Below are 4840 nucleotides of genomic sequence, written 5' to 3'. Positions count from 1 at the left end.
CCCGTGACCGCCGAAGCTTTGGCCGCACGCACCGCCGACGCCTTCGCCGCACGGTTCGGGCGCCGCCCGGACGGGGTCTGGGCAGGACCGGGACGGGCCAATCTGATCGGCGAACACACCGATTACAACGGCGGCTTCGTGCTGCCGTTCGCCATCGACAAGATCACGACGGCGGCGCTCGCCGTGCGCGGCGACCGCACCGTTCGGGTGGCCTCGGCGCTGCCGGGCGCCGAGGCGGTGGAGATCGGGCTGGACGATCTTGGCCCCGGCTCGGTTTCCGGTTGGTCGGCGTACCCGCTGGGCGTGGCCTGGGCGCTGGGGCAGGCGGGGGTACGCCTGCCCGGCTTCGACCTGCTGGTGGATTCGGACGTTCCGGTCGGCGCCGGCTTGTCCTCGTCGGCCGCGCTGGAATGCGCGGTAGCCCTCGGCCTGGCCGAACTGGTGGGAGGGCGGCGGGCGGATGCGGGGCCGGATAGGGCGGGGCCGGAGCTCGCGGGATTGGATCGGGCCGGGCTGGCTGCCGCCGGACGGCGCGCGGAGAACGAGGTGGTCGGCGCGCCCACCGGCATCATGGACCAGTACGCCTCCCTGTTCGGGGCGGCCGGGTCCGCGGTGTTTCTGGACTGCCGCAGCGAAGCCGTGGAACTGGTGCCGCTGGACCTCGAGGCTGCGGGCCTGGCCTGCCTGGTCATGGACACCAAGGTTTCGCACGCCCATGCCACCGGCGACTATGCCAGCCGCCGCGACTCCTGCAACCGGGCCGCGGAAGCCCTGGGCGTGCCGCTGCTGCGCGACGTACCGCTCGACCGGCTGCCGGAAGCTCAACGGCTGCTCGACGATGAGACCTTCCGCCGCGCCCGGCATATCGTTACCGAGAACGCGCGCGTGGTGGAGACCGTGGAATTGCTGCGCTCCGAGGGGCCCGCGGCCGTCGGCCGGTTGCTGGACGCCAGCCACGCTTCCATGCGCGATGACTTCGAAATTTCCTGTCCGGAGCTGGACCTGGCTGTAGAGACCGCTCAGGCGAACGGCGCCCTGGGTGCCCGCATGACCGGCGGGGGATTCGGCGGTTCCGCCGTCGCCCTGGTCCCGGCAAACGAGGTGGATGCGGTGCGGGATGCGGTCTTGCGGGCGTTCGCTTCGCGCGGCTTCCGGCAACCGGAAATGTTCACCGTCACTTCCGCGGACGCTGCCCGCCGGCTGTTGTAAGCCCGGGGCTATCCGGGCAGCGGGCCGGCCAGCGCGACCACGAGCGTGGCGGTGATCATGGACGGGCCAAATGGGATGTCCGAATCCCGCTTAAGCACGCGGGCCAGCATGAGCAGGATAATGGCCGCCGCGTTTAGCAGGAACGCCACCAGCAGCACGGCCACCCAGGCCGCTACGCCGTCGTAGCCGGCATACAGGCCCACGACGGCAGCAAGCTTCACGTCTCCCATGCCGATGCCGCCGGGCTTGATTAAAGCCGCCAGCAGGTAGACGGCAAACATCGCCAGCGAGCCGAGCAGCCCGGCCATGACCGGCTGCCACGCGGAGCCCGTCAAGGCAGGCAGGAGCAGCAGTGCCACTGCCGTCCCCAGGAACGGAAGGACCACGCGATTCGGCAGCAACTTATGCCGCAGGTCAATCGCGGCCAGCAGCACGCCCAGGACGGCGAGAAGGCCGAAGGCGGGAAGCTCTGCGGCTTCCCGGGCCGGAGCCAGGAGGCCGCAGAGGATGCCCGTTGCGGCCGCCATCGGCCAGCGCCACGCGGCAGGAAGTACCGTGCGGTCCTCCCGGTGGGCGAGTGCAAAGACGCACCAGCCGGCCAGGGCTCCGAGCGCGGCAAGCAGGAGGGGTAACAGCACGGTCACCGGACCCGCTCACAGGCCACAGCCCTTGTTCCTTTAGGTCCCTCGGCTCCGTGGATCGTTGGTCACCCTTTCATCACATCACTGCCCGACATAGGCTCACAGTAGAAAGAATCGATTAACCTCTAGGAGTATCAGAGAATCGGGCTTCTGCAGAGGCCCGGATGGCCTTCGGGCAGCCCGACGCGGACCGTGCAGGGAGGAGATGCAGAATGAGTGACCCGGGTGCGGCCGTAGTGATTGAAGACGACGTGGACATCCGCAATCTTGTGAGCGCCGTCCTCCTGCAATCAGGATTCGACGTGCAGGCGGCCGCGAGCGGGCGGGAAGGGATCCATGCGGTGCGGCAACGGATCACCACCGTCGTCACCCTGGACATCTCGCTGCCGGACATCGACGGCTTCGAAGTGCTCCGGCGGATCCGCCAGTTCAGCAACTGCTACATCGTGATGCTCACCAGCAGGAACGAAGAACTCGACACGCTCACGGCGTTGCAGCTTGGCGCAGACGACTATATGACCAAACCGTTCCGTCCCCGCGAGCTGCGGGCCAGGATCCATGCGATGATGCGCCGGCCCCGCACCCCCCATCCGCTGGAAGCCATCCCGGCCAACGCACCGCCGCTGCCGGCGGCCCCGCCCGCCGACAGCAGAATCCTCGAGCACAATGGGCTCGTCCTCGATTCCGATCGCCGTACGGCGTCGCGCGAGGGTGAGGAATTGCGGCTGACCAGGAGCGAGTTCAACGTGCTCCAGGAGATGCTGCGCAGTTCGGGGGCGGTCCGCTCGAAGGCGGAGCTGGTCAAGGTAGTGCGCGGGGACTATTACCCCGAGGACGCCTATATCAGCGAAGCCGATGAGCGGGCGATCGAAGTCCACGTGGGCAATCTGCGGCGCAAACTGAAGGAAGATCCGCACCGCCCGCGCTGGCTCGTTACGGTGCGGGGAATCGGTTATCGGCTGGCGCCGGATCGCCAGGTGTAGCGGGTGCTCCTGGCTCGGCCCTCACGCCCTGCATTTCGCTCACCGTGGCCGCACCGCACTGCTGGATGAGACCAAGCAGGGCGGCTGCCTCTGCGAAATCCGCCGCACGAATATGAGCCTCCACCTCGCCGGCCAGCCAGGCCAGTCGGCTGGCACCCACCATCATCGAGGCGGTCTTCAGGCTGAGTGCTGCGTCCAGGGAATCGGTCCGGTCCTGGCTGTCCAACGCGGTCTCCAGGCAGCTGAACCGTTCCGGCCATGCCTCGGAAAAGTCCTGGACCAAGCCGCGGGCGATGCCGTGGTCGGCCAAACCGTCGCCAAGGTCTTCCACTACCGCTGGGTCAACCAGCGGCAGGACGTGGTGCTGGTCAGCGGCCATCATGGCAGCCGCCGCACGCGGCGGGTCCCGGCCGGGGCCAGCCCGTTCGGTGCACAGTGGGTGGATGGGATGGGCATGATTCGAGACTACTTTCCGATGTCGAGCGGGTCTGCCGGTTTTCCGGTTTCTTTGGCCAATGTTGCGGGATTGCTGAGGATGCCGACGTGCCTGCCGGTCCTCGTCAGCCGCCCAGCGTGGCGATGATGTTCAGTGCCGCAGGGCCGAGCAGCGCGATAAAAAGCACCGGGAGTATGCAGAACATCAGCGGGAAGACTACCTTGACCGGGATCTGCATGGCCTTTTCCTCGGCGCGCTGGCGCCGCTTGACGCGCATTTCGGCCGCCTGCGTGCGGAGCACGCCGGAGACGGAAACGCCGTAGGCGTCCGCCTGGATGACGGCGCGAACGAACTGCTGCAGGTCCTTGGAGGTGGTCCTGCCGGCCAGCGAGTCGTAGGCCTCGCGGCGCGAGCGGCCCACCTGCATGTCCTGCAGGACGCGGATCAGTTCGGCGGCCAGCGGACCGGAACCGTTCGCTCCTACCCGGGCGACCGCCGCGTCAAAGCCCAGGCCGGCCTCCACGGCGATGGTCATTTGGTCCAACGTGTCCGGCAGTTCCTCGCTAATCGTTGCCTGGCGTTTCTGGCCCGCGCTGTGCAGCAGAAGATCAGGGAGGCAGTAGGCGACGACGGCGATGACGATGGCCAGTAGGACGCTGGACCCCTTGGATGCGGCTGCGACGTACAGGAGCCCGACTACAATGCCTGCCACGGCAAGTACGATCTTGGCGGCCATGAGCCGCTTCAGCGGCCAGGCCTCGGGACGTCCGGCCAGCGCCAGCTGGCGTTCCAAACGCTGGGCAAAGGTTGCCGGCGTGAACCGGCTGGCCAGCGCCTCGAATCGGCGCCCGCGCTTACGTTTGACCGCGCGCGGCCCGGCCAGGCCACGGGACAGATTCGCCCGGATGGCCTCGTGCTGGGGATGCTTGCCGCCCAGTAGGGACCAGGCAAACAGCGGGAGCGACAGCACCAGGGCTGCGGCAGCCACCATGACAGTCAGCGGCATCGGCGGACTCCTTTACTTACGGTGCTGAACTTAGAACTTAAAGCTGACGACTTTGCGCATCCACAGCCCGCCCGCGACAAGCAGTGCTCCGGCCACGAACAGCAGGGAGAAACCCAGCGGGCTCTGGGTGAAACTGTCCAGGTAGCCGGGGCTGGACACGAACAGGAACCCGCTGAGGCCAAAGGGCAGGATCATCAGGACCAGGGCGGAGATCCGTCCTTCGGCGCTGAGCGCCTTGACCTGGCCCCGGATCTGGGAGCGCTCCCTGATCGTCTGGCCCACTTGGTCCAGGACCTCGGCCAGGTTGCCACCTACCTCGCGGTGGATGTCGATGGCCTGGGCGACCCAGTGGAAGTCTTCGCTGCCCATCCTGTCGGCAGTATCGTGCAGCGATTCGCCGAGGTCTCGGCCCAGCCGCGTTTCGTTGACCACCCGACGCAGCTCTTCGGACGTCGGTGCCGCCGATTCTGCCGAAACCGCGTCCACGGCGCGCAGCAGGCTGTGGCCGGCACGCAGGCCGCTGGCCAGCAGCTGGAGCGTGTCGTCGAGCTGGTCGGCGAAGGCC

The 4840-nt window shown here is 67.8% G+C and carries 6 protein-coding genes; 2 read left to right on the top strand and 4 right to left on the bottom strand.

Going from position 1 to position 4840, the window contains the following annotated elements:
- Positions 1-3: 3 nt before the first annotated feature.
- Positions 4-1209 (top strand): galactokinase, encoded by a 1206-nt coding sequence (gene galK / locus AC5RUJ_RS11205; protein ID WP_494001567.1) that lies wholly within the window; start codon positions 4-6, stop codon positions 1207-1209.
- A gap of 8 nt (positions 1210-1217) precedes the next feature.
- Here galK and AC5RUJ_RS11200 read toward each other — a convergent pair whose 3' ends face one another.
- Positions 1218-1847: a prepilin peptidase gene (locus AC5RUJ_RS11200; protein WP_494155873.1), complete on the bottom strand. Its 630-nt coding sequence runs from the start codon at positions 1845-1847 to the stop codon at positions 1218-1220.
- A gap of 215 nt (positions 1848-2062) precedes the next feature.
- Between AC5RUJ_RS11200 and AC5RUJ_RS11195 the strand changes: the two genes are divergently transcribed.
- Positions 2063-2833, top strand: coding sequence for a response regulator transcription factor (locus AC5RUJ_RS11195; protein WP_494001565.1), 771 nt, complete (start codon positions 2063-2065; stop codon positions 2831-2833).
- On the opposite strand, the gene AC5RUJ_RS11190 is transcribed toward AC5RUJ_RS11195, so the two are convergent.
- The 3 genes from AC5RUJ_RS11190 to AC5RUJ_RS11180 form a co-directional block, all read right to left on the bottom strand.
- Positions 2784-3212: an Hpt domain-containing protein gene (locus tag AC5RUJ_RS11190; protein ID WP_494155872.1), complete on the bottom strand. Its 429-nt coding sequence runs from the start codon at positions 3210-3212 to the stop codon at positions 2784-2786. The genes AC5RUJ_RS11195 and AC5RUJ_RS11190 overlap by 50 nt on opposite strands.
- 181 nt (positions 3213-3393) lie before the next feature.
- Positions 3394-4275: a type II secretion system F family protein gene (locus AC5RUJ_RS11185; protein WP_494129109.1), complete on the bottom strand. Its 882-nt coding sequence runs from the start codon at positions 4273-4275 to the stop codon at positions 3394-3396.
- 30 nt (positions 4276-4305) lie between these two features.
- Positions 4306-4840: type II secretion system F family protein (locus AC5RUJ_RS11180; RefSeq protein ID WP_494155871.1), on the bottom strand; the 535-nt coding region annotated here is incomplete at its 5' end.

The organism is Arthrobacter sp. Y3223164 (genome assembly GCF_059091005.1).
The sequence above is the reverse complement of the archived record's forward strand: the minus strand, read 5'-3'. Positions and strand labels throughout refer to the sequence as shown.